Source organism: Brachybacterium netajii (SeqCode), from assembly GCF_054114245.1.
Genome location: NZ_JBSYXB010000002.1, coordinates 427,982 through 451,718, shown reverse-complemented (window position 1 = coordinate 451,718; position 23,737 = coordinate 427,982). Strand labels below are relative to the sequence as shown.

At 73.9% G+C, this 23,737-nt stretch carries 17 protein-coding genes; 12 read left to right on the top strand and 5 right to left on the bottom strand.

Annotation, left to right across the window (positions count from 1 at the left end):
* Positions 1-22: 22 nt before the first annotated feature.
* Positions 23-1,483: a phytoene desaturase family protein gene (locus ACXET9_RS05765; protein ID WP_457885543.1), complete on the bottom strand. Its 1,461-nt coding sequence runs from the start codon at positions 1,481-1,483 to the stop codon at positions 23-25.
* A gap of 101 nt (positions 1,484-1,584) precedes the next feature.
* Between ACXET9_RS05765 and ACXET9_RS05760 the strand changes: the two genes are divergently transcribed.
* The 6 genes from ACXET9_RS05760 to ACXET9_RS05735 all read left to right on the top strand — a co-directional run bounded on the left by ACXET9_RS05760 (position 1,585) and on the right by ACXET9_RS05735 (position 8,162).
* Entirely contained in the window at positions 1,585-2,445 is an 861-nt protein-coding gene (locus ACXET9_RS05760; RefSeq protein WP_457885542.1) for a siderophore-interacting protein, read from the top strand.
* Between the two features lie 10 nt (positions 2,446-2,455).
* The gene (locus ACXET9_RS05755; protein WP_457885541.1) at positions 2,456-3,088 is read left to right on the top strand and encodes a DNA-3-methyladenine glycosylase I; all 633 of its coding nucleotides are present in this window, start codon (positions 2,456-2,458) and stop codon (positions 3,086-3,088) included.
* A 109-nt stretch (positions 3,089-3,197) separates the two neighbouring features.
* Positions 3,198-4,526: an O-acetylhomoserine aminocarboxypropyltransferase/cysteine synthase family protein gene (locus ACXET9_RS05750; RefSeq protein ID WP_457885540.1), complete on the top strand. Its 1,329-nt coding sequence runs from the start codon at positions 3,198-3,200 to the stop codon at positions 4,524-4,526.
* A gap of 69 nt (positions 4,527-4,595) precedes the next feature.
* A complete protein-coding gene (locus ACXET9_RS05745; RefSeq protein ID WP_457885539.1) occupies positions 4,596-5,672 on the top strand; it encodes an FAD-dependent oxidoreductase in 1,077 nt (358 codons plus the stop codon).
* Between the two features lie 9 nt (positions 5,673-5,681).
* Positions 5,682-6,500, top strand: a complete 819-nt coding sequence (locus ACXET9_RS05740) for a PIG-L deacetylase family protein (RefSeq protein ID WP_457885538.1) — start codon at positions 5,682-5,684, stop codon at positions 6,498-6,500.
* Positions 6,501-6,641: 141 nt separating this feature from the next.
* On the top strand, positions 6,642-8,162 hold the full coding sequence (locus ACXET9_RS05735) for an MDR family MFS transporter (RefSeq protein WP_457885537.1): 1,521 nt from the start codon (positions 6,642-6,644) through the stop codon (positions 8,160-8,162).
* A gap of 17 nt (positions 8,163-8,179) precedes the next feature.
* On the opposite strand, the gene ACXET9_RS05730 is transcribed toward ACXET9_RS05735, so the two are convergent.
* A complete protein-coding gene (locus tag ACXET9_RS05730; RefSeq protein ID WP_457885536.1) occupies positions 8,180-9,400 on the bottom strand; it encodes a Fic family protein in 1,221 nt (406 codons plus the stop codon).
* Between the two features lie 73 nt (positions 9,401-9,473).
* Complete coding sequence (gene metG, locus ACXET9_RS05725; RefSeq protein ID WP_457885535.1) at positions 9,474-11,267, bottom strand: methionine--tRNA ligase; 1,794 nt, start codon at positions 11,265-11,267, stop codon at positions 9,474-9,476.
* Between the two features lie 145 nt (positions 11,268-11,412).
* Between metG and ACXET9_RS05720 the strand changes: the two genes are divergently transcribed.
* Complete coding sequence (locus tag ACXET9_RS05720; protein WP_457885534.1) at positions 11,413-12,792, top strand: UTP--glucose-1-phosphate uridylyltransferase; 1,380 nt, start codon at positions 11,413-11,415, stop codon at positions 12,790-12,792.
* Between the two features lie 116 nt (positions 12,793-12,908).
* On the opposite strand, the gene ACXET9_RS05715 is transcribed toward ACXET9_RS05720, so the two are convergent.
* A complete protein-coding gene (locus tag ACXET9_RS05715; RefSeq protein WP_457885871.1) occupies positions 12,909-16,367 on the bottom strand; it encodes a bifunctional proline dehydrogenase/L-glutamate gamma-semialdehyde dehydrogenase in 3,459 nt (1,152 codons plus the stop codon).
* Between the two features lie 247 nt (positions 16,368-16,614).
* On the opposite strand from ACXET9_RS05715, the gene ACXET9_RS05710 reads away from it, so the two are divergent.
* Positions 16,615-17,025 (top strand): hypothetical protein, encoded by a 411-nt coding sequence (locus tag ACXET9_RS05710; protein WP_457885533.1) that lies wholly within the window; start codon positions 16,615-16,617, stop codon positions 17,023-17,025.
* Positions 17,026-17,070: 45 nt separating this feature from the next.
* Here the strand turns inward: ACXET9_RS05710 and ACXET9_RS05705 are convergent, their stop codons facing one another.
* On the bottom strand, positions 17,071-17,709 hold the full coding sequence (locus tag ACXET9_RS05705; protein ID WP_457885532.1) for a thymidine kinase: 639 nt from the start codon (positions 17,707-17,709) through the stop codon (positions 17,071-17,073).
* A 133-nt stretch (positions 17,710-17,842) separates the two neighbouring features.
* Here ACXET9_RS05705 and ACXET9_RS05700 point away from each other — a divergent pair, with 133 nt between their 5' ends.
* From ACXET9_RS05700 to ACXET9_RS05685, 4 genes are all read left to right on the top strand, one after another.
* A complete protein-coding gene (locus tag ACXET9_RS05700; protein ID WP_457885531.1) occupies positions 17,843-18,799 on the top strand; it encodes a sugar phosphate isomerase/epimerase family protein in 957 nt (318 codons plus the stop codon).
* Positions 18,800-18,994: 195 nt separating this feature from the next.
* Positions 18,995-20,026 carry a 3-oxoacyl-ACP synthase III gene (locus ACXET9_RS05695; protein WP_457885530.1) on the top strand — a complete coding sequence of 344 codons (1,032 nt, stop codon included), beginning with the start codon at positions 18,995-18,997 and terminating at the stop codon, positions 20,024-20,026.
* Positions 20,027-20,082: 56 nt separating this feature from the next.
* Positions 20,083-22,719, top strand: coding sequence for an alpha/beta fold hydrolase (locus tag ACXET9_RS05690; protein WP_457885870.1), 2,637 nt, complete (start codon positions 20,083-20,085; stop codon positions 22,717-22,719).
* Positions 22,716-23,711, top strand: coding sequence for an NAD-dependent epimerase/dehydratase family protein (locus ACXET9_RS05685; RefSeq protein WP_457885529.1), 996 nt, complete (start codon positions 22,716-22,718; stop codon positions 23,709-23,711). Before ACXET9_RS05690 ends, ACXET9_RS05685 begins: the two co-directional genes overlap by 4 nt.
* Positions 23,712-23,737 lie beyond the last annotated feature (26 nt).

Sequence of the window (23,737 nt, the reverse complement as noted above, 5' to 3'; positions counted from 1 at the left end):
AGATTCTCCGTCGGCCCGGCGCTCAGGGCAACGACGGGTCCGTGCCGTGTGAGAAGTCGAGCGCGCGACGGGCGGCGTGGAGCCCGCTCATCCCGTGCACGCCGGGACCGGGCGGCGTCGCCGCCGAGCACAGGATCCAGCGGGTGGTGCCGTCGTCCGCGAGCAGCGTCGGATCCGGGGCGGCCGACGGCCGGGCCAGCATCCTGGCGAGGCTCGCGGTGCCCGCCGCGATGTCCCCGCCGACGAGCGAGGGGTTGTGCTCGTGCATCCGCGCGGCCGGGACCCCGCGGGCGGCGACCACCAGATCGCGGAAGCCCGGGGCGAAGCGCTCGATCTGCGCGGTCACGACCTCGACCGGATCGCCCGGATGGTCGTACGGGACATGGGCGTAGCTCCACAGCGGACGCAGGCCCCCGACGATCCGCGTCGGGTCCGCGACCGACGGATCCGAGACGAGCACGACGGGCCGCTCGGGCATCCGCCCGGCGACGACCGCGGCCTCCGCCCGCGCCATCTCCGCGCGGGTCCCGCCGAGGTGCTGGGTGCCGGCGCGGCCGACCTCGGGATCCCGCCACGGCACCGGCCCCGCGAGCACGAAGTCGACCTTCGCGGCGCCCGGCCCGGGAGGGAAGCGGCGCAGGGCCCGCTCACGGCCGCGGGGAAGTCGCGCGCCGAGGATGTCCGCGGCGGCGCGCGCCGGGGTGTCGAGCAGGACGGTGCGCGCGGGCGGCACGTCCCGCCACGAGCGCACCCGGTGCCCGGTCGCGATCCGGCCGCCGTGCCGGCGCAGGTCGGCGACCAGCGCGTCGACGATCGCCTGCGAGCCGCCGACGGGGACCGGCCAGCCGCCGGCATGGGCGAGCGTCGTGAGAAGCAGCGCGGTCCCGGCGCCGCCGAGGGAGGGGAGCGGGCCGATCGCGTGCGCGGCCGCCCCCGTCAGCAGCGCCCGGGCGCGCTCGGTCCGCAGCGGCAGGTCCTCGGCGCGCGTCCCCAGCAGCGCGACGGAGGCGCTGAAGCGGGCCGCCGTGCGCAGGCCCCGCCCCGAGCGCAGCGGGCGGGGGACCGAGCGCTTGTCCGAGAGCGCGAGGGCGACGACGGCGTCGGCCTCCTCGGCGAGCGGGCCGATCAGGCGTCGCCAGGCGCGCGCGTCGGCGCCGAGTCCCGCGGCGGTGCGCTCGAGGTCATGCCAGGCGATCGCCGCGGGCTCCCGGTCCAGCGGATGCGCGAAGGAGGCCTCGGGCACCCGCAGGTCCAGGTCGAGGCCGGCCAGGGCGGGGCTCGCCGCGGCGAGGGGATGCACCGCCGAGCAGAGATCGTGCACGATCCCGCTCGCGAGGCCGAGATCGACGGTGCGCGCGCCGCCGCCGATCGTGCTCTCGGCCTCCAGCACGAGCACCTCACGGCCCGCGCGGGCGAGCGTCACGGCGGCGACCAGCCCGTTGGGGCCGCTGCCGACGACGACGGAGTCCGGGATCTCGGGCATAGGGCGAGCCTATGCCGGGCCGCCCACCGTCCTGCCTTCCGCCGTCTCGCCTCCCGATCAATACGCAAAGGTCAACGCGCGTAATATCGTAGGGTGGAGGCATGGAACCCGTCGCCACGACCGCACCGTCCCCCGAGAAGCGCCGACCCGCGCGGCCGCAGGCCGTCCTCGAGGTGATCTCCAAGTCTCGCGTCTCGCCGAGCCTGCTGCGCCTCCGCCTCGGCGGCGAGGGCTTCGTGCACCTGAACCGCAACCAGCAGACCGACGCCTACGTCAAGCTGCTGATCGCCGATCCCGCGACCGGGCTGCACCCGCCCTACGACCTCGACGCCCTGCGCGAGAGCGCCCCCGAGTCGCTGCCCGTGCGCCGCACCTACACGGTGCGCCGCTGGGATGACGCCGCCTCCGCGATCGAGATCGACGTCGTGCTGCACGGGGAGACCGACGGCGCCGGCGCCGGCGTCGCCTCCCGCTGGGCCGACGAGGCGCAGCCCGGCGACCTCGTCGCGCTGATGGGCGCCGGCGGCGGCTACTCCCCGCTCGCCGAGACCGCCCGCCACCTGCTGATCGGCGACCACTCGGCGCTGCCCGCGATCGCCGCCTCCCTCGAGCACCTCGCCGTCGCGGACCCGCAGGCGCGCGGCATCGCCCTGGTCCACCTCGACCATGCCGAGGACGCGCTCGAGCTCGAGCGCCCCGCAGGCGTCGAGCTGCGCTACGTGATCGGGGAGCGCGAGCAGCTGCTCGAGGAGGTCCGTGCCCTCGACCTCGCCGAGACCGACGGCCTCGGCGTCTTCTGCCACGCCGAGCGCGGGCTGACCAAGCAGCTGCGCCGCCTGCTCGTCGGCGAGCGCGCCATCCCGCGCGACGCGATCTCGGTCTCCGCCTACTGGGCCCTCGGCCGCGTCGAGGACCAGTTCCAGGCCGAGAAGCGCGAGCCCATCGGCCAGATCGACGGCTGACACGGTGACCGTGGCGGAGAGCGGTACCGGCCTCGTCGTGGGGCCGGACGGCCTGGCACGGCCCGTCTGGGCGTCCCAGCACGAGGACCTGCGGGACTACTACGACACCGAGTGGGGCCTGCCCGTGCGCGACGAGCGCGGCGTCTTCGAGCGCCTCGCCCTCGAGGGCTTCCAGTCGGGGCTCAGCTGGGCCACGATCCTGCGCCGCCGCGAGGGCTTCCGGCGCGCCTTCGCCGGCTTCGACGTGGAGGCGGTCACCGCCTTCGACGCCGCCGACGTCGAGCGCCTGCTCGGCGACGTCGGCATCATCCGCCACCGCGGGAAGATCGAGGCGACCGTCTCCAACGCCCGCGCGGCCCTCGCCCTGCGCGGGCAGGAGGGGCCCGGCACGACCCTCGCCGACCTCGTCTGGTCCCACCGTCCCGCGCGCACCCCGGTGCCCCACCGGGCGGAGGACGTCCCGACGACGAGCCCCGAGTCCATCGCCCTCGCGAAGGACCTCAAGGCCCGCGGATTCCGCTTCGTCGGCCCTACGACGATGTTCGCCCTCATGGAGGCCATCGGGATCGTCGACACCCACCTCGTCGGCTCCCACCGGCGCGGATGCTCCGGACTCTGGACGGAGGCGGGGGAGCGGGCCTGAGCCTGCTCTGACCTGCATCCCGTCACAGGACGTCACACATCTCGCGCCCCGCCCCCGCGGCGGCGCACAGTGATCCCGTCAGAGGAAACGGGAGGACGATGTGAGCGCTGTGAGCACTGCTGCCATCCATGCCGGCTGGGACGCCGCCGCCGGCGACCACGGGGCCGTCGCGCCCCCGATCTATGCCACCAGCGCCTACGCGCACCCCGACCATGCCTCGCTGCGCGACCTGTTCGCGCGCAAGGCCGAGGGCTACGCCTACTCCCGCTCCGGGAACCCCACCACCGCGATCCTCGAGGACCGCATCACCGCGCTCGAGGGCGGGATCGCCGCGATCGCCGTCGCGAGCGGCCAGGCCGCGACCACCATCGCCCTGTGCGCGCTGCTCGAGCCCGGCACCCACGTCGTCGCCTCCGCCCGCCTCTACGGCGGCACCACCGAGTTCCTCGACGACACCCTCGCCGACCTCTCGGTGACCACCACCGTCGTCGACCCCTGGGACCTCGACGCCTGGCGCGAGGCGGTGCGCGAGGAGACCCGCGTCTTCCTGCTCGAGTCGATCGCGAACCCCGGCGCCGAGCTCGTCGACCTCGACGCCATCAGCGAGATCGCCCATGAGGCCGGGATCGTCGTCGTCGTCGACTCCACGCTCGCCAGCCCCGTCCTGTACCGGCCCGGCGACCACGGCGCCGACGTCGTCGTCCACTCCGCCACCAAGTACCTCGCCGGCCACGGCACCACCATCGCCGGGCTCATCGTCGACACCGGCCGCTTCGACCCGCGCCGATGTCCCGAGCGCTGGAGCCGCATCACCGGCCCGAACCGCCGTTTCCACGTGACCTTCGCCGACGAGTACGAGCGCGGCGGCTCCGGCCTCCTGGCCTACGCCCGCGCCAAGTACATGACCGACTTCGGCGCCACCCTCCCCGCCGCGAGCGCCCAGCAGGTGCTCGTCGGCATCGAGACCCTCGCGCTGCGCATGCCCGCGATCAGCGCCAGCGCCTCCGCGCTCGCCGCCCGCCTCGCCGAGGCCCCCGGGGTGCTGCGCGTGAACCACCCCGACCGCCCCGGCCGCCCCGACCACCACCTGGTCGCGCGCGACTTCCCCCACGGCACCGCGGGCGTCTTCTCGATCGACCTCGAGGGCGGGGAGGCCGCCGCCGAGGCCTTCTCCAACGCGCTGACGCTGTGGACCATCGCCGTGAACATCGGCGACGTCCGCTCCCTGGTGTGCCACCCCGGCGCCACCACCCACTCGCATCTCACGGAGGAGCAGCGCCTCGCCTGCGGCGTCGTCCCCGGCACCGTGCGCCTCAGCGTCGGCCTCGAAGGGCTCGAGGACCTCTGGGCCGACCTCGAGCGCGGCCTCGCCGCCGTCGCCGCCCTGGCTGAGCATTCTGAGCATTCTGAGAACGCGGAGGCCGTCCCCGCGTGCTGAACGCCTGCGACTCCTGCCACCTCGGGGAACACCGCGGCGCTCGCCGGGGTTGCCCCGGACATGGAGGAGATGCGGGAACTCGAGGCGCTCGTCGTCGGCGCCGGCCAGGCGGGTCTCTCCGCCGCCCATCATCTGCGCCGGCGCGGCGTCGGACCGATCGCCGTGCTCGACGCCGAGGCCGGACCGGGCGGGGCGTGGCGCCACCGCTGGGACAGCCTGACCATGGCGACCGTGAACGGCATCGCCGAGCTGCCCGGCATGCCGATCGTCCCCGTGGACGAGGAGGCACCGGCGAACCTCGCCCTGCCCGCCTACTTCGCCTCCTACGAGGCGCTCGAGGACCTGCGGGTCGAGCGTCCCGTCCGCGTGATCGACGTGCGCGACGAGCAGCCGGGGGACCGGACCAGCCCGCTGATCGTCCGCTCGATCGGCGCCGACGGCCGGGAGCTCGCCCCGATCCGCACCCGCACGCTGCTGAACGCCACCGGCACCTGGACCCGCCCCTTCGTGCCCGCGGTCCCCGGGGCGCGCAGCTTCCGCGGACGGCAGCTGCGGACCGTCGACTACACCGCCGCCGAGGACCTCGCCGGGCTGCGCATCGGCATCGTCGGCGGCGGCATCAGCGCCCTCGGGTTCCTCCTCGAGCTCGCCGAGGTCGCCGAGATCTTCTGGTACACGCGCCGTGAGCCCGTCTTCGCGGACCGCCCCTTCACGCCGGAGCTCGGACGGGAGGCGGTCGCCGGCGTCGCCGAGCGCGTCGCCCGCGGCCTGCCCGTGCGCAGCGTCGTCTCGGCGACGGGCCTGGCCTGGACGCCGGCCCTGCGCAAGGCCGACCGTCGCGGGATCCTCGCCCGCCGCCCGATGTTCCCCCGCATCGTCCCGGAGGGCGTCGTCGAGGCCGACGGCACCGTGACGGCGCTCGACGCGATCCTGTGGGCCACCGGCTTCCGCCACGAGCTGCGGCACCTGCGCGCGCTGCGCCTGCACGGCCCCGCCGGCGGCATCCGCATGGACGGCACCGCCGTCGCCGAGGACCCGCGCATCCACCTGCTCGGCTACGGACCCAGCGCCTCCACCATCGGCGCCAACCGGGCGGGCCGGGCGGCCGTCGCCGCGATCCTCGAGCGCACGCCGGTCCGCGCCTAGGCTGGCAGCATGACGACGACGACGCCGACGACCGCCCCGCTCCCGCCCCTGCCCGACCACGAGGTGCGCCGCGTGCTGTGCGTCGTCGCCCATCCCGACGACATGGAGTACGGGACCTCTGCGGCCGTCGCCGCCTGGACCGAGGCCGGCGTCGAGGTCGCCTACCTGCTGCTGACCCGCGGCGAGGCCGGGATGGCCGAGGCCCCCGAGATCGTCGCCCCGCTGCGCGCCCGGGAGCAGGAGGCCGCCTGCCGGCAGGTCGGCGTCAGCGAGCTGCGGATGCTGGACCACCCCGATGGGATGCTCGAGCACGGCCTCCCGCTGCGCCGCGACATCGCCCGCGTCATCCGTCAGGTGCGCCCCGACCTGCTGCTCACGACGACCTTCGACGTGGAGGCCTACGGCATGCTCAACCAGGCCGACCATCGCGCCGCGGGACTCGCCGCCGTCGACGCAGCCCGCGACGCCGCCAATCCCTGGGTGTTCCGGGAGCTCCTCGAGGAGGAGGGTCTGGTCCCGTGGAGCACCCGCGCAGCCCTCGTCGCCGGGGCCGCCGCGCCGACGCACGCGAAGACGGTCGGCCGCACCCACGTCGACGCGGCCATCGCCTCCCTCCGCTGCCACGCCGCCTACCTCGAGCACGTGACCGGCCATCCGGCGCCCGAGGAGCTCATCCCCGGCGCCCTCGCCGCCGGCGGCCGCGCCGCCGGGACCGAGTGGGCGGTCGCGCTGCGGGTCCACGACCTCGGCGGTCTCGGTGGGCCCCGGGGCGGCGAACGGGATGCGGAGCGGGAAAACCGCTCGACCGCGCGGGCGGGCCGGGAATAAGGTTCCGGGCGGCGTCGTTGCGCCGTCGGTCGAGCAGACGGCGATCGACCGTGCTCGACCGTGCTCGACCGTGCTCGACCGGGCACCGCCCCGCCCTCCCCACCCCGCCCGCGCTGCCGCGCGGCTTCCCGCAGGAGTTCCATGACCCGCACCGACACCCCGACCGACGGCGCGACGGCGACGTCCGTCCCGGAGTCGACCCCGGCCCCCGACATCGACCCGCGCGCCATGCGCGTGATCTGGCTGCTGCTGGTGGCCGCCTTCGTCGCGATCCTCAACGAGACCACGATGGGCATCGCGATCCCGCACCTGAACGTCGAGCTCGGGATCCCGCCGGAGCTCGGCCAGTGGCTCACCAGCGCCTTCATGCTCACGATGGCGGTGGTGATCCCCACCACCGGCTTCCTGCTGCAGCGCTTCACCACCCGCCAGGTGTTCCTGGCCGCCTCGGCCTGCTTCACCCTCGGCACCCTGATCTGCCTGATCGCGCCCGGCTTCACGATCCTGCTGCTGGGCCGCATCGTCCAGGCCGGCGGCACCGGCGTGATGATGCCTCTGCTGATGACCACGATCATGACCGTCGTGCCCGCCCGCTCGCGCGGCCGCATGATGGGCCGCGTCGGCCTGGTCATCTCGCTCGCCCCCGCGATCGGCCCGACCATGGCCGGTCTCGTCCTCGACTCCCTCGGCTGGCGCTGGCTGTTCGGCATCGTGCTGCCGATCGCGCTGGTCTCCCTCGCGCTCGGCGCGAAGTGGATGACGAACCTCGGCGAGACCACCGAGGCGCCCCTCGACGTGCTCTCGGTGATCCTCTCGGCGCTCGGCTTCGGCGGCGCCGTCTACGGGCTCAGCCTCTTCGGCTCCGCCGAGGGCGGCGGCGCCGTCATCCCCGGCACCAGCGCCCAGACCACCGGGGCGATCGCGATCGCCGCGGGCCTCGTGCTCCTGGTCGTCTTCGCCCTGCGCCAGCGCTCTCTCCAGCGTCGCGACGACGCCCTCCTGGACCTGCGGGTCTTCGGCTCCCGGACCTTCGCGATCGGCGTGCTGATCATGGCGATCCTCGCCATGGCCATGTTCGGCACCCTCACCCTGCTGCCCCTGTACCTGCAGGACGTCGCCGGGCTCGAGGCGACCATGTCCGGCATCGTGCTGATGCCCGGCTCGATCCTGATGGGCGTGCTCGGCCCCGTCATGGGCCGCGTCTACGACGCGCGCGGTCCCCGCGTCCTGCTCGTGCCCGGCACGCTGATGATCGCCGCCGCGCTCTGGTTCTACACGACCGTCGGCGCGAGCACCCCGTGGGAGCTGCTGATGGTCGTGCAGGCCGTCATGTCCGTCGGCCTCGCCATGTCCTTCACGCCGCTGTTCTCCTCGGCGCTCGGCTCGCTGCGCCCGCACCTGTACTCCCACGGGTCGGCGGCGCTGAACACCCTCCAGCAGGTCGGCGGTGCCGCGGGCGTCGCCATCCTCATCGGCCTGTACTCATCGGTGCTGCACGCCGGCGAGGCCGAGGGGCTCAGCACCTCCGCGGCCGGCGCCCCCGGGGCGCGCGCGGCCTTCCTGGTGGGCGCGTGCATCGCGCTGGTGCCGGTCGTGCTCGCCTGGTTCGTGCGCAAGCCGGCCGACGAGGACGAGGGCGCCCCGGCGGTGGTGGGCCACTGACCCTCAGCGGCTGACCCTCAGCGGCGGATCGCCGCCGCATACGCATCCAGGACCGCGAGGATCCCCGGATGCTGCCAGACCCGGTTGCGGAGGCCGCCGGTGCGCTCGACGAGCACGCCGGCGGCCTCCAGCTGTCCGATGGCCCGCAGCGCCGAGGAGGGCGCGCAGTCCAGCGCCCGGGCGGCGTAGGCCGCATCGACGACGGGCTGGCCGATCAGCTGCGGGAGCAGGCGTCGGCCGAGGGCCTGCGGGCGCAGAGCGCCGAGCTGCTCGCGGGAGGCCTCGAGCTCCGCGGCGAGATCCGCGATCAGCCGGGCCCCGGTCACCGCGGCATAGCGCGCCGCCTGCGCGAACTGCTCGACGATCGGGCGGGCGTCCCCGGCGCGGAAGACGGTCAGCGCCCCGGTATAGGCGTCCAGCTCCCTCAGCAGCCCCGCCGAGATCGGCGGCGTGAGCGTGCGCAGCAGTCCCTTGCCATGCAGCATCGCGTGGACGAGGGCGCGGCCCGTGCGCCCGTTCCCGTCCGTGAACGGATGGATCGTCTCGAACTGGGCATGGGCGATCGCGGCGTGCAGCAGCGGCGGCAGATCGTCGCGGGCGATGAATGCGAGGAGGTCCTCCATCGCCGCCGGGACGTCCTGCGGCTCGGGGGCGACGTGCACGGCGCCGACGGGCGAGAGTGCGCTGCGACCGATCCACACCAGCTGCTCGCGGAGCGCACCGGCATCGGCTCCGTGCACGGCGTCCGTGGTCAGCAGGGCCCGGTGCATGTCCAGCACCGCGGCGAGGTCGAGCTGCTCGGCGAGGGCGAGCGCCGCCTCCATCGCGCGCACGTTCGCGATCACCAGGCGGGCGTTCGCGCTCGTCGACTCCTTCAGCTCCGCGAGCGCGAGCTGCCGTGCACCCACGGTGAGATCCTCGATCTGCGAGGACGAGGCGGACTCGGTGCGCAGGAGGATCGCCGACATCGGTCCGAGCGTCGGCATGGATGAGGGCGCCAGGGTCGCTGCGGCCTCGCGATCCAGCGCCACGAGCGCGGCCTCGGCCTCGGCGATGTCGGCGGCGAGATCGCCGGGCAGCGCGAGGTCGAGTGCAGCGATCCTGGCGGGGAGCGCAGCCCGGTAGGGACCTGTGCCGGCGGCGCGTGCGCGGCGGGAGATCAGCCCGTCGTCGGGGACGGTCCAGCGGCCGTCCCGATGGTCGAGCGGGGGAATCGGCAGGGCTGCGGGCCCGGACATGACGATCCCTCCTTGTTGACGTTTCCTGGAAGAAGTGTAAACAAGGAGGGATCCTCTGCACAGTTCCCGGGGCTCACTCGCCGGGGGAGAGGCGCTCCAGCTCCTCCTCGACGATGCTCGGGTCGAGCTTCGCGAAGATCGGGGACGGCTTGGCGACCTTCTGGCCGACGCCGACCTCGCGGTGCGCCCAGGCCGGGACGGCCGTGTAGTCGCCCGTGATGATCGGGTAGCCGGGGCCGCCGTCGAGATCGTCGACGTCCTGCAGCTGCGGCAGGGGAGCGATCTCGAGATCTCCGCCGAGGGCCTTCTCCACCGCGTTGGCCGAGAACGGCAGGAACGGGGAGAGCAGCGTGTTCAGATCGGTGACGGCCTGCGCGAGGACGTGCAGGATCGTCAGCAGGCGGGGGCGCTGCTCCTCGGACTTCAGCTTGAAGGGCTCGGTCTCCGAGACGTAGCGGTTGGCCTCGCCGACCAGGCGCATGGCCTCGCCGATCGCCGCGCGCTGACGGTGCGCCTCGATGAGCGAGCCGACGGAGGCGAAGCCCGCCTCGATCTGCTCGAGCAGCGCGCGGTCCACGTCCTCGAGCTCGCCCGCGGCGGGGATCTCGCCGACGTTCTTGGCGATCATCGCGGCGGTGCGGTTGACGAGGTTGCCCCAGCCGGCGACCAGCTCGTTGTTGGTGCGGGAGACGAACTCCGACCAGGTGAAGTCCGCATCCTGGTTCTCGGGGCCCGCCGCCGAGATGAAGTAGCGCAGCGCATCGGGCTGGTAGCGGGAGAGGACGTCGCGCACGTAGATCACGATGCCCTTGGAGGAGGAGAACTTCTTGCCCTCCATCGTCAGGAACTCGCTCGAGACGACCTCCGTGGGCAGGTTCAGCTCGCCGAACTTCCCGGGCTCGCCGCCGCGGTCGCCCTCGCCGTTCTGGGCGAGCATCTCCGCCGGCCAGATCTGCGAGTGGAAGACGATGTTGTCCTTGCCCATGAAGTAGTAGGTCAGGGCCTCGGGATCGTTCCACCACTTCCGCCAGGCCTCGGCGTCGCCCGAGCGGCGGGCCCACTCGATCGAGGCCGAGAGGTAGCCGATGACGGCGTCGAACCAGACGTACAGGCGCTTGGTGGGCTGGTCCTCCCAGCCCGGCACCGGGATGCCCCAGTCGATGTCGCGGGTCATCGCGCGGGGCTTGATGTCCTTGAGGATGTTCTGGCTGAAGCGGATGACGTTGGGGCGCCACAGCCCCGTCGCCTCGCGCTCGTCGAGCCAGCGGCCCAGCTCCGCGGCGAGCGCCGGGAGGTCCAGGAACCAGTGGGTGGTCTCGATGAACTCCGGGGTCTCGCCGTTGATGCGCGAGACAGGGTCGATCAGGTCGGTGGGATCGAGCTGGTTGCCGCAGGCGTCGCACTGGTCGCCGCGGGCGCCCGGGGTGCCGCAGATCGGGCAGGTGCCCTCGATGTAGCGGTCCGGGAGGGTGCGACCGGTCGACGGGGAGATCGCCCCGGAGGTGGTCTGCTCGATCATGTATCCGTTGTCGCGGACGGCGACGAACATGTCCTGCACCACCTGGTAGTGGTTGCGGGTCGTCGTGCGCGTGAACAGGTCGTAGGACAGTCCGAGCGCGACCAGGTCCTCGACGATGATGCGGTTGTTGCGGTCGGCGAGCTCGCGGGCGGTCACGCCCTCCTTGTCGGCCTCGACCAGGATCGGGGTGCCGTGCTCGTCGGTGCCCGAGACCATGAGCACGTCGTGGCCCGCCATGCGCATGTAGCGCGAGAAGACGTCGGAGGGGACGCCGAAGCCGGCGACGTGACCGATGTGGCGGGGACCGTTGGCGTACGGCCAGGCGACCGCGGACAGGACTGTGCTCATGGTCGACGATTCTAGGGGAGCCCGGGCGCTCCTCGTGCGGGAGCCCGTTCTGAGCTCGTACTGAGCTCGTACAGAACTGGTTCGGAGCGTTCCCGCGCAGCGGTCCGGGGACGGGCGGACGTGACGGAGCCGATACGCTGTGAGCATGAGCATCGAAGGACTTCAGGCCGCCCAGGCGAAGATGGCGGACGCGGGCGTGGCGCCCACGGCGATCGCCGTGTTCTCCCACTACTACCAGCAGCTCGAGGAGGGGGTCACCGGCTCCATCCCCGAGGAGACCATCGAGCCCTATCTCGATCCGCCCCGCCTCGAGGACGTCGTGGTCGATCCGCAGCAGGCGAAGGAGGCCTTCGACAAGCTGGTCGTCATCGACCTCAACGGCGGCCTCGGCACGTCGATGGGCATGGACCAGGCGAAGTCGCTGCTGCCGGTGCGCGACGGCCGCACCTTCCTCGACATCATCGTCGAGCAGGTCCGCGCGGCGCGCGCCGCCACCGGCGCCCGCCTCCCGCTGGTCTTCATGAACTCGTTCCGCACCCGCGAGGACACCCTCTCCGCCCTCGCCCGCTACGAGGACCTCCCCGTCGGCGACCTCCCGCTGGACTTCCTGCAGAACAAGGAGCCCAAGCTCCGCCAGGACGACCTGACGCCGGTGGACCACCCTGCCGACCCCGACCTCGAGTGGTGCCCGCCCGGGCACGGCGACATCTACACCGCCCTGCAGACCTCGGGCCTGCTCCAGCAGCTCCTCGACGCCGGCTTCAAGTACGCCTCCGTCTCCAACTCCGACAACCTCGGCACCGTCCCGAGCCCGGAGATCGCCGCCTGGTTCGCCTCCACCGGCGCCCCCTACGCGGCCGAGCTGTGCCGCCGCACGATCGCCGACCGCAAGGGCGGGCATCTGGCGATCCGCAAGGCCGACGGGCGCCTGATCCTGCGCGACACCGCGCAGACCCCGGCGGATCAGATGGACTTCTTCACCGACGAGGACCGCCATCCGTTCTTCCACACGAACAACCTGTGGTGGGACCTCGAGCAGCTCGACGCGATCCTCAAGGAGCGCGACGGCGTGATGGGGCTGCCGCTGATCCGCAACGAGAAGACCGTCGACCCGGCGGACAAGACCTCGACCCCGGTGTTCCAGATCGAGGCCGCGATGGGCGCCGCCATCGAGGTGTTCGACGGCGCGACCGCGATCGTCGTCGGCCGCGACCGCTTCCTGCCCGTGAAGGCCACGAGCGATCTGCTGCTGGTGCGCTCGGACCTCTACGAGCTCGACGAGCGCTTCGCCCTCGTGCAGCGGGCCGCCGCGATCCCCGAGGTGTCCCTCGCCTCGGGGCCGTACAAGCTGATCGGCGACTTCGAGCCCCGCTTCGCGCACGGCGTGCCCTCGCTGAAGGATGCGGTGAGCCTCGACGTCCAGGGCGACTGGACCTTCGGCGCGGACGTCACGGTGATCGGCCGTGCGGTCCTCGGCGAGGAGGGCGGCGAGGTGCCCGAGGGCGCTCGCGTGGGCACCGTCTGAGCCGGTGACCGCCGCCGGCTGACGGCGCAGGCGACGGGCCGGGCCGATCCGCGAGGATCCGCCCGGCCCGTCGTGCGTCGGCGCGCTGCCCGATGACTCCTGACGACCAGCGCGGGTCAGCGCGGCCCGCGCTGGTAGCCGGCGCCGCCGGTGAGGTCGAGGGGATGCGGCAGCGGGGTCCCGTAGCGGTGGGCGGTCGCGCTGATCGCCTGCTCGCGCAGGAACGCGGCCAGCTCCACCCGGCCCGAGGCGACGACGGGGTCGGCGAACAGCGCCACCTCGATGCGGCGGGAGTGCGCGCGGGCGAGCGCCGTGCCGACCGTGCCGATCAGTCGCACCCGCTCCTGCGCGATGCCCGCGAAGGCGTCGGCGAAGGACGCGTCGTCCTCGCGCCGGACGTCCGCGGGGGCGGCCCCCGCGGCGAGCGCCGTCCGCTCGAGCTCCGCGGTCGCGACGGAGATCTCCACGGGGGCGCCGGCGGTCGCCGCCGCATGGAGCACGCGCCGCAGGTGCACGGGGCGGGCATCCGCGGCGGCGCGGACGAGCACCGGCAGCGGCAGGTGCCGCAGCACGTCGATCTCCCCGTGCAGGTCCTGCACGTCCCGCGGGCCGAAGTCCGCGAGCATCGCCTCGCGGTCGCCGTGGCGGGCGGCGGCGAGCCAGGCCTCGTCGTCGGCCCCCTGCAGCTCCTCCGGGTCCTCCGCCCGCATCAGGCGGACGAGATAGCCGGGGCCGCCGGCCTTCGCGGTGGGGCCGACGGCGGAGCGCTTCCAGCCGCCGAAGGGCTGGCGCTCGACGACGGCGCCCGTGATCCCGCGGTTGACGTAGAGGTTCCCGGCCTCGACGTGCTGGGTCCACCAGGCGATCTCCTCGGGATCCAGGGAGTGCAGGCCGGCGGTGAGCCCGTAGCCGGTGCCGTTCTGCATCCGCACGGCGTCCTCGAGGGTCGCGGCGCGCATGATCCCCAGCACGGGGCCGAAGTGCTCGGTGCGATGGAAGTCCGAGCCCTCGCGCACCCCCACCCGGACCCCGGGGGAGAAGAGGCGCCCGGTCCCGTCGAGCGGTTCCGGGGCCGTCAGCCAGCTCTCCCCGGGGCCGAGGTCCGACAGGCCTGCGCGGAGCTTCGGCCCGGGCTCCTCGACCACGGGGCCCATCTGCGCGGTCGGGTCGGTCGGCGGGCCGACGTGGAGGCTCAGCACGGCGTCCGCGAGCTGCGCGTCGAAGCGGCGGGAGCGGGCGACCGAGCCGACGAGGATCACCAGGGAGGCGGCCGAGCACTTCTGGCCGGCGTGCCCGAAGGCGCTCGCGACCACGTCCCGGACGGCGAGGTCGAGATCGGCCGAGGGCGTCACGACGATCGCGTTCTTCCCGCTGGTCTCGGCGAGGATCCGCAGCTCGGGGCGCCAGGAGGCGAACAGGGCCGCGGTCTCGAAGGCGCCGGTGAGGATCAGCTGGTCGATCCGCTCGTCGGTGATGAGGGCGCGGCCGATCTCGTCCTCGGGGACGTCGAGGACCTGCAGCACCCCGGCCGGGACCCCGGCCTCGTGGAGGAGGCGTCCCAGCAGCGCGCCGCAGCGTCGCGCCTGCGGTGCGGGCTTGAGGACGACGGCCCCGCCGGCGGCGAGCGCCGCCATGACGCCCCCGTTGGGGATCGCGACGGGGAAGTTCCAGGGCGGGGCGACCAGCGTGAGGGGGCGCGATCGGAAGCGGACGTCCCGGCGCCGGGAGAGGACCTCCGCCTGCTCGGCGTAGTAGAGGCAGAAGTCGATCGCCTCGGACACCTCGGGGTCGCTCTGGGCGAGGGTCTTGCCGGTCTCGGAGGCCATGACCTCCAGCAGGTCGGCGCGGTGCGCGGCCAGGGTGCGGGCGACGCGCCGCAGGACCGCCCCGCGGCGCTCGGCCCCGAGCTCCTCCCAGGTGCCCTGCGCGGCGCGGGCCGCGGAGATCGCGGCGTCGACCTGCTCGCGGGCGACGACGCGGGCGGCGTCAGCCTCCGCGAGACCGAGGCGGGAGCCGCGCAGGCGGTGGGCGAGCGCCGCCGCCCACTGCTGGTTCGCGGGGACCGACAGGTCGGTGTCGGGGGTGCTGCGGAAGCGGCCGGGGACCGTCGGCAGGGTGCCGGAGCCGAGCTCCGGCAGCCCGCCGCGGCCCTCCGCCGCACGGTCCTGATCGCGATGGGTGGGCACCGAGCGCTCCCGCAGCGCCCGGTCGAGGGAGCGGGCGAAGCGATTCCTCTCGCGGTCGACGAGGTCGGGACGCTCATCGAGGTCGAAGAGCGCCGAGAGGAAGTTCTCGGGGGAGGCGCCCTCCTCGAGCCGCCGCACCAGGTACGACACGGCCACATCGAAGTGCGCGGGCGCGACCACGGGGACGTACAGCCGCATGGTGCCGGTCGCCTCGCGGACGACGGCCTGCTGGCCCGGGGCCATGCCCGCGAGCATCTCGAACTCGACGCCGCTGCCGCGTCCGGGCCGGATGCCGCGCTCGCGCATGAGCAGATGCGCGAAGGCGATGTCGAAGAGGTTGTGCCCGGCGACGCCGATGTGCACGGCCTCGAGCGCGGCCGGGTCCAGGGCGCTCAGGACGAGCCGCTTGTACTGCGCGTCGGTCTCCTCCTTGGTCTCCAGCGGCGCCTGCCGCCAGCCGTGGAGGGCGGCCTCGACCTTCTCCATCGGGAGGTTCGCGCCCTTGACCAGGCGCACCTTGATCGGTGCGCCGCCCGCGCCGACGCGCCGCTCGGCGAAGGCCCGCAGCCGCTCGAGGGCGCGCGGCGCATCGGGCAGGTAGGCCTGCAGCACCAGGCCGGCGCGATATCCGGCGAGCTCGGGGCGGGACAGGAGCCGCTCGAAGACCTGCAGCGTGAGCTCGAGGTCGCGGTACTCCTCCATATCCATCGTGAGGAACGTCGGATGCGGGCCGCGGGAGGCGTCGACGTACAGCGGCAGGAGCGTGTCGACGATGTGGTCGACGGTCTCGGCGGCGGCCCACAGGGGCAGATGGTCGACGACGGAGGAGACCTTGATGGAGACGTAGTCGACGTCCTCGCGGGCGATGAGCTCGCGCACCCCCTGCAGGCGGCGCGCGGCCTCCTGCGCGCCGAGGACGGCCTCGCCCAGCAGGTTCAGGTTCAGGCGCGTCCCGTCGGCGGTGAGCCGGGCGATCGCCGCGCCCAGCGGCTTGGGCCGGGCGTCGAGGATCAGATGGGAGACGGTCTCCCGCATCACCCGCTGCGCGGCGGGGACGACGACCTGCGGGGCGAGCGCGGAGGCGGTGCCGCCGAGGGCCATGACGCGGCGCAGGCCGGGCGGGAGGAAGGCGGGCGGATCCTGGGCGAGGCGGCGCAGCTCGATAGCCGCCGCCTGCGGGTCCTCGGGGCGGATCACCCGGTCGACGAACGCGACGGCGAACTCGAGGCCGCGGGGGTCGCGGAGCATCTCGGAGAGCAGCCGGGCCGGCGGGGGGACGGGGCGGGAGGCGGCCGCGGCGATCCAGATGCGGACCTGCTCGGCGATGTCCTCGATGGTGAGACGGGTGCTCAGGAGCTCGTCACGACCGGGGTTCTGACGGGACGGCATCGGCACGGTGACCTCCTTCGTCGCCGCGGATGGCGGCGATCGCTCGGCGGGGCGGGGCGCAGCGCCCCTCGGGGCCCCATCGCCCCTCCGCCGATCGTAGATCCTCCGCGGGACGCGTGCGGTCCCATCCGGGGGAGCGCCGAGGGCCCGGCATCCCGGGCTCTCCCGCGGCGTCCAGCGTCCTCGGAGTGATCTGTGGCACGATGCGACCCTCTGTGCAGTTCTCCCCTCAGCCTCGGAGGCACCGATGAAGAAGCTCATCTTCCTGGCGGGCGTGGCCGTCGGCGTGGTCGTCGGCTCGCGACTGGGCCGCGGCCCCTACGACTCCCTCGAGCGGACGGCCCGGCAGGTCGTCCACGACCCCGAGGTGCAGCGCCGGGCGGCCGCGGCCCGCGACGTCGCGAGCCGCGCCGCGCACGACGCCGCGACCGCGGTCAAGGAGAAGGCACCCGACGTCGCCGCCGGCGCCCGCAGCGCCGTGGCGGGGGCCGCCGGCGCGGCCCGCGACCGCGTGGTCGGGGACGGCGGCGAGGACGAGCTGATGGGCCTGCTCGACGACGCCGACGCCGATGCTGCGGCCGACGGCGCGGACCGGGCCGCGGACGGCGTCTCGGGCGGCGACGCCGAGGTCGGGGACCAGGCTCCGCTGAGCTCCTGAGGTCCCGATCCGGGTGTCCGGGTCCGGGCGCTCGGATCCGATCGCTCAGGCCCGGGCGTCGTCCTGTCCGGGGCGGCCGAGGACGGTGCTGCCGGCGGCGCGCTGCTCCTCGAGCAGGCACAGCCCGCACAGCGACTCGTAGGAGATCGCGGCGTCGCCGTCGATCGCGACCTGATCGCCCTCGAACACGTGCCGGCCGCCCACCAGGCGGCAGTTGAACTCGGCCTGCGCGCCGCAGCGGCACATCGTCGGCAGCTTCTCGATGTTGTCGGCGAGCTCCAGGAGGCGCTGCGCACCGGGGAACACGCGCGTGCGGAAGTCCGTGCGCAGCCCGTAGCAGATGACCGAGATGTCCTCGAGCTTCGCGACGAGGAGCAGGTCGTCGATCTGCGTGGCCGCGAGGAACTGGGACTCGTCCACGAGCACGCAGTGCAGCGGTGCCCGGCCCAGCGCGTCGGCCTCCGCGAGGATCCGGGCGCGCAGGTCCTCCTCGGCGCCCGCGAGGACGTCCACCTTCCGTCGCGCGCCGCCGCGGGCGACCACCCAGTCCTCGCCCTTGGTGTCCAGGGCGGGCTTGACGGTGATCGTCGCCAGGCCGCGCTCGTCGTAGTTGTAGGCGGTCTTGATGAGGGTGTCGGACTTCCCGGAGTTCATCGCTCCGTACTTGAAATGCAGCTTGGCCATGCGGGGAGATCGCTCCGAGTCGGCAGAGGGGAGGGCGGGGGAGCCCGTGCGCGGGCGTGATCCTGAGTCTAGGGGCGCTCGGGCGTTGCATACTTGAGCAGGTCGCCCCGCAGCGGCCGTCGAGGGAGGTCCCGTGAGTCCGCGTCAGGAGAAGGGGGAGCGCAGCGCTCCCCGCAAGCCGATCACCCGCCCCAGCGCTGCGCACCGGTCCGGCCGGGACGCCCTGCACCGTCGGCTCTCCGCCGGTGATCCCCGCAGCGAGCAGCATCCGGCGCGGCACGTGCCCGTCGGGCTGTCCTCCTCGTCGGTGTTCCCCGCCGGGGTCGAGGAGTGCTTCCGCCTCGCCGACCGCATCGGCTACGACGGCGTCGAGGTGATGGTGTCCTACCCCAAGGACAGCCAGGATCCGGCGACCCTCCGCCGCTACGCCGAGCGCTACGACCAGCCGATCATGTCTCTGCACGCCCCCACCCTGTTCTTCCTCCAGGGGCTGTGGGGCCGCGACGCCTGGGTGAAGATCGAGCGGACGGTGCAGATGGCCGTCGAGCTCGACGTCCCCACCGTCGTCGCGCACCCGCCCTTCCGCTGGCAGGGCTCCTACGCGAAGGAGTTCGTCGGCGGCGTCGCCGAGCTCGAGGAGCGCTACGGCGTGGCGATCGCCGTGGAGAACATGTACCCGTGGCGCACGGGCCTGCGCGAGGTCATGGTCTACCTGCCCGACCACGACCCCACCGACGAGGACTACGCCCACGTGACCGTGGACCTCTCCCATGCGGCGACCGCCGGCGACGACCCGCTGGAGATGATCGACCGGCTCGGGGACCGCCTCACCCACCTGCACCTGGCCGACGGTTCCGGCCGCACCACCAAGGACGAGCACCTGCCGCCCGGAGAGGGCAACCAGCCCTGCGCCGAGGTCCTGCGGCGCCTGGCCAACCGCGGCTGGAGCGGGTCGGTGCTGCTGGAGATCAACACCCGCGGCGCCGGCGGAGGCGAGGCCCGCGAGCGGATGCTCCGCCAGTGCCTGCTCTTCGCCCGCCACCACCTGGGCCACCACCTCGAGGAGGAGCAGGACGAGGAGCAGGACTGAGAGGCGCGGCGTGGCGTCGGACACCCCGCCCGGGTGTGTTCGGCCACCCGTCCACCTCCCCTCCAGGCACCGGTGGAACAATGCCGGTGCACGCGCCCTCCGTCGGGCGCGCCGTGGCCCGGCCGCCGTCGACCGGGGCCACGAGACCCGCCACGCACGACGAACGACGAATGACGAACGAGGTAGCGCACGCAGATGGGGAACGGCAACACGGCAATCGTCCACAGGAACGCGTCGCTGCTCGCGGTGGAGATGAGCCTCCCGCAGGTGACCGTCACCTCCGATGAGATCGACGAGATGCTGGCCCCGGCCCGCAAGCGGCTGCGCCTGCCCAAGGGCGTCCTGCAGCGCGTCGCCGGCGTCTACGAGCGCCGCTGGTGGAAGGACACGGAGAACGGCTGGAAGCAGGGCATCGTGCTCGCCGCCGAGCGCGCCATGGCCAAGGCCGGCATCATGCGCGACCAGGTGGGCCTGCTCATCAACGCGTCCGTCTCCCGCCAGCACCTCGAGCCCGCGGTCGCGGCCCAGGTCCACCACTCGCTCGGCATGCCGCGCAGCTGCCTCAGCTTCGACATCACCAACGCCTGCCTCGGCTTCGTCAACGCCATGACCGTCGCGGCCGGGATGATCGACTCCGGGCAGATCAAGTACGCCCTGATCGTCGGCGCCGAGGACATCGAGGAGGTCCAGCGCGGCACCATCGACCGCCTGAACTCCAAGAGCGCCACCCGCGCGGACTTCAACAACCGCTTCGCCTCCCTCACCCTGGGCTCCGGCGCCGCCGCGGCCGTCCTCGGCCCCGCCGACGAGCACCCCGAGGGCCACCGCCTCACCGTCACCCAGGCACGCGCCGGCACCGAGCACCACGAGCTCTGCATCGGCGACATGGAGGACATGCAGACCGACTCCGCGGGCCTCCTGGAGAACGGGATCTCGCTGATCCTCGACACCTGGAAGGGCGCCAACGACGACGGCCTGGACTTCAAGGGGATCGAGCACATCGTCCCGCACCAGGTGTCCATGGTGTACACCCGCAACTTCTCGAAGATCACCGGCGTCGGCATGGACCGCATCCCGGTGACCTTCCCCGACTGGGGCAACATCGCCGCCGAGGCGGTCCCCATGACCCTCGCCCACCACCAGGACCGCATCGCCCGCGGGGAGCGCGTGCTCCTCATGGGCGTCGGCTCCGGACTGAACACCGCGATGATGGAGGTGCAGTGGTGAGCGCCCCCTCCGGCCGACGCCGCGCCGTGATCCCCGAGGACCTGGCGAATCCCGACATGCCGGGCGTCGACCCGCGCATCCACCGCAGCGTCGAGGTCCGCGACCATGCCGGCGAGCTGCGGTGCTGGCACCTGCTGGACTCCCTGCCGCTGCTCGAGGAGCGCGGCGTCGAGCCCCGCGGCACCCTGCTGGCCGTGCACGGCAACCCCACCTACTCGCTGCTGTTCCGGTCCCTCGTGCGCGAGGACATCCCGTGGCGCCTGATCGCCGTCGACCAGCTCGAGATGGGCTGGTCGGAGCGCACCGGCACCACCCGCCGCCTGCAGGACCGCATCACCGACCTGTCGCTGCTGACCGACGCGCTGTCGATCCAGGGGCCCGTGGTCACCGTCGGCCACGACTGGGGGGGCATCGTCTCCACCGGCTGGGCGCTCGACAACCGCCACGACGTCGTCGGCATGGTCCTGACCAACACCGGCATCCACCAGGAGCTCGGCGAGCAGCTCCCGCGCGCCCTCCAGCTCGCGACCTCGCCCGGCTTCCTGCCCGCCTCGACCTCGCTCACCGACGCCTTCCTGCGCACCACCCTCGCGCTCTCCGGCGACGCGATCGCCCCCGAGGTCCGCGCCGCCTACCTCGCCCCCTACCGCGGCCGCGCCCGCCGCAAGGGCATCGAGGCCTTCGTCGCCGACATCCCCGACACCGCGAGCCACCCCTCCCGCGCGACCCTCGAGCGGCTCGCCGAGGGCATCCGCCACCTGCACGTCCCGACCCTGCTCGCCTGGGGCCCCAAGGACGTCACCTTCTCCGACCGCTACCTGCGCGACCTCATCGAGCGCGTCCCCCACGCCGACGTCCACCGCTTCGAGCGCACCAGCCACCTCGTCTGGGAGGAGGCCGACGTCGCCGGGACCGTCGCCGACTGGCTCGCCGACACCTTCGGCGAGGACCCCACCGTCCCCGTCGACGTGAGCGTCCGCGCGACCCCGGTCTCCGCCTACGCCGAGCAGGCGCCCGTCCGCCACGTCGGCGAGGCCCTCGTGCGCCTCGCCGCGGACCCCGCCCATGCCCACGGCCCCGCCGTCGTCGAGATCGGCGCCGACGGCGAGCCCGCCCGCGAGATCACCTGGGCCCTGCTGAACAAGCGCGTCGACGACATCGCCGCCGGCCTGCTCGCCCACGGCGTCCTCCCCGGGGAGCGCGTCAGCGTCCTCATCACCCCCGGTGCGGACCTCACCGCCGTGCTGTACGCCTGCCTGCGCATCGGCGCGGTCGCCGTGATCGCCGACGCCGGCCTCGGCATCGACGGCCTCTCCCGCGCCGTCGTCGGCTCCCACCCGGACTGGATCATCGGGATCCCCAAGGCGCTCGCCGGCGCCCGGGCCCTGGGCTGGCCCGGCCGCCGCATCAGCGTCGAGCAGCTCCCGAGCGTCGACCGCCGCGTGCTCGGGATCGACACCTCGATCGCGCAGCTCGCCGCCGAGGGATCGCAGATGCGCGAGCTCGGCGCCCCGCTGGACGCCGAATGGCCCGCTGCGGACGCCGACGCCGCCGTGCTGTTCACCTCCGGCTCGACCGGCCCCGCCAAGGGCGCCGTCTACACGCACGCGCAGATGAGCGCCATGTTCACCGCCGTGGGGGACACCCTCCAGCTCGATCCCGAGCGCGGCCTCGTCGCCGGCTTCGCACCCTTCGCGCTGCTCGGCCCCGCGCTCGGCGCCCCGACCGTCGTGCCCGACATGGACATCACCCGTCCCGGGGACCTGACCGCCGCGGCGCTCGCCGATGCGGTCGCCGCCCTCGGCTCGCCCGCCGTGTTCACGGCCCCGGCGGCGCTGCGGAACATCCTGGAGACCGCGAAGGACCTCGACCCCGCGCGCCGGGCGGCGCTCGCGCGCGCGGCGAGCTTCTTCTCCGCCGGCGCCCCGATCCCCGCGCACCTGCTGCGCGGGCTGACGGAGATCATGCCCGAGGCCGCGGCGCTCACCCCCTACGGGATGACCGAGTGCCTCGCGGTCGCGGCGATCGACCTGGCGGGCATCGAGGCCGCGGGCGAGGGCTCCGGCGTCTGCGTCGGCACCCCCGTCCCGCGGGTGGAGATCGCGATCGCCGCCCTCGACGAGGACGGCGAGACCACCGGGGAGATCACCTCCGCGGCCGGCGTCACCGGGGAGGTCCTCGTGCGGGCCCCGCACGTGCGCGACCGCTACCTCATGCTGTGGCGCACGACCCGTACGTCCATGCGCTTCGAGGGCTGGCACGCCACGGGCGACGTCGGCCACCTCGACGAGGCCGGACGCCTGTGGATCGAGGGCCGCACCGCCCACGTCCTCGCGACCGCCGACGGCCTCTTCACGCCCGTGCAGGTCGAGGAGGCCGCCGAGGCGGTCCCGACGGTGCGCCGCGCGGGCGCCGCCGTCGTCGGCCCCCGCGGCACCCAGCAGGTCGTCGTGATCGTCGAGACCCAGGACGACTACCGGCCGGGGAAGGCGACCCGGCCCCGCCCCGCCGAGGCGCCGCTGCAGGAGGCGATCCGACGGGCCGTCCGCGAGCGCTCCGGCGCCGAGGTGACCGCGGTCTTCACCACGCGCGCTCTGCCGACGGACATCCGCCACAACTCGAAGATCGACCGCGCCGCGCTCTCGCGCTGGTCCGAGCAGACGCTCCGCGGCGAGCGGGCGGACGCCCTGTGAGCCGGCGCCGCGTCCTGGTCACCGGCGCCTCCGGGATGCTCGGCGGCGCGGTCGCCGAGCTCCTGCGGGATCGCGGCGACGAGGTCCTCGCCTTCCAGCGGCGGCCCGCCGCGCTCCCGGGGATCGCCGACGTCCAGGGGTCGCTGACCTCCGTCGACGACGTCCGACGGGCGGTCGAGAGCGTCGACGCGGTCGTGCACCTGGCCGCGAAGGTCTCCATCTCCGGTCCGGAGGAGGAGTACCGGCAGGTCAACATCGAGGGGACCCGCCACCTCGTCGACGCGCTCCGCGCCCGCGGCGGCGGCGACCTCGTGAACGTCTCCTCCCCGTCGGTCGCGCACCTGGGCCGCGCGATCGTCGGCGCCGACGCCGGACCGGCGGATCCCGCGCACGCCCGCGGGCCCTACGCCCGCACGAAGGCCGCCGCCGAGCTGCTCGCCATGGCCGCCGACGGGACCGACGGCCTCCAGGTGACCTCCGTGCGGCCGCACATCGTGTGGGGCCCGGGGGACACCCAGCTGGTGGGCCGCATCGTCGACCGCGCCAGCAGCGGGCGCCTGCCGCTGCTCGACCAGGGCATGGCCCTCATCGACACGACCTACGTCGACAACGCGGCGGGCGCGATCGTCGCGGCCCTCGACCGGATCGACGACGTCCACGGCGAGAGCTTCGTGATCACCAACGGCGAGCCCCGCACCGTCCGCGACGTCTTCACCGGCTTCTGCGAGGCCGCGGGCGTGCCGGGGCCGCGGCTGCGGATCCCGGGTGCTCTCGGCCGGGCCGCGGGTCGCGTCGTCGAACGGATTTGGGAGGTCCGCCCCGGCCAGGACGAGCCGCCGATGACGGAGTTCCTCGCCGAGCAGATGTCCACCGCGCACTGGTTCGACCAGCGCCGCACCCGGGAGCGCCTGCGGTGGCGGCCCGAGGTGTCCATGGAGGAGGGCTTCGCCCGCCTCGCCGCCTGGTACCGCACCCATCCCCTGAGCGCCTGAGCAGAGCCCTGAGCAGAGCGCTGCCC